Origin of the sequence: Pontibacter diazotrophicus (genome assembly GCF_003367245.1) — a bacterium.
GTDB lineage: Bacteria > Bacteroidota > Bacteroidia > Cytophagales > Hymenobacteraceae > Pontibacter > Pontibacter diazotrophicus.
Genome location: NZ_QRGR01000078.1, coordinates 1 through 1271, shown reverse-complemented (window position 1 = coordinate 1271; position 1271 = coordinate 1). Strand labels below are relative to the sequence as shown.

The 1271-nt window shown below is 55.5% G+C and carries 1 protein-coding gene; it reads right to left on the bottom strand.

Annotation, left to right across the window (positions count from 1 at the left end; genetic code table 11):
• Positions 1-107: 107 nt before the first annotated feature.
• Positions 108-1204, bottom strand: a protein-coding gene (locus DXT99_RS26730) for an IS3 family transposase (RefSeq protein ID WP_115568652.1) whose coding sequence is annotated in 2 segments (ribosomal slippage) — positions 108-943 and positions 943-1204 — 1098 coding nt in all. Because the reading frame shifts where the segments join, the coding sequence is not laid out codon by codon here.
• Between the last annotated feature and the right edge of the window lie 67 nt (positions 1205-1271).

The following is a 1271-nucleotide window of genomic DNA, read 5'->3' as shown; positions in this document are numbered from 1 at the left end:
TGTCGGCTCCCCAACATTAGAACTACCCTGGAGTATAAAATTCAACAAATTTAAATTCACTTCTGCTACCACTACTATGGGTGTTCATTGTGGGTAACCCGACAGGGTTATCCACTGTGAACACCCTGCGCGTTTGCCCTGGCGTACTCCAGCGGACTCATCCCTTGCAGGCTGTCATGGGGGCGGAGGTGGTTGTAGTCCTCCAGCCAGCTCTGGGCTGTCTGCCTGACCTGGTCCAGCGAGTCGAACAGGTGCGCATCCAGCACATGCTCTCTGAAGGTGCCGTTGAAGCGCTCAATGAAGGCGTTCTGCGTCGGCTTGCCCGGCTGGATGTAGACGAACTCAATGCCCTGCATCCGGCTCCACTCCTCCGTCAGCGAGGCAACGAACTCCGGCCCGTTATCCATCCGGATGCGCTTTGGCTTCTCTCTCCTCCTTATCAGGTGATTCAGCACCCACACCACCCGGTTGCTCTTCAGGGAGAAGTCAACCTCGATGTGCAGCGCCTCCCGGTTATAGTCGTCCATCACGTGAAAAGAGCGAAATTTCCTTCCGTTGGCCAAGGCATCGCTCATAAAGTCAATCGACCAGGTGTGGTTCACCTCCTCAGGCACCTGCAGGGGCTCTTTTACCCGCTCGGGCAGCCGCTTTTTGACTTTCCTCCTGATGCTCAGCCCGATGTTCTTATAGACCCGATGCACGCGCTTGTGATTCCAGGGCTTGCCTTCCCTCCGCAGCCGGTGGTAGGCTTTCCAGAAACCCTCCCTCGGGTGCTGCTCGGCCTTCTGCCGCAGCGCCTCCTCCACGGCCGAGTCATCCTTTCGGCTTTTGTAGTAGTAGACGCACTTGCTCAGCTTCAACACACGGCACGCCCTGCTGATGCCTACCTCTGGCAAAGAGGCCATTTCCTGAGCTATCTGTCGCTTCTGGCAGGGCGCTAGAGCTTTTTTTCGATAATCTCTTTGGCTACTTTCAAATCCAGGGCCAGTTCGGCGTACATGGCCTTGAGGCGGCGGTTCTCCTCCTCCAGCTCCTTTAGCCGCTTGAGTTCGGTGGCGTCCATGCCGTTATAGCGCTGGCGCCACTTGTAGAAGGCTGCCTGGCTCACGCCGTGCTCACGGCTAATCTCTGCCGCGCTCTTGCCTGCCTCGAACTCCTTCAGGATTTTGGCGATCTGCTGCGGGGTAAATGTCTTTCTCTTCATAAATAACTGTTCAAAGTTAAAGGTTTTACTCTACTTCAAAACAGTTCTATTTGCTGGGGAGCTGACA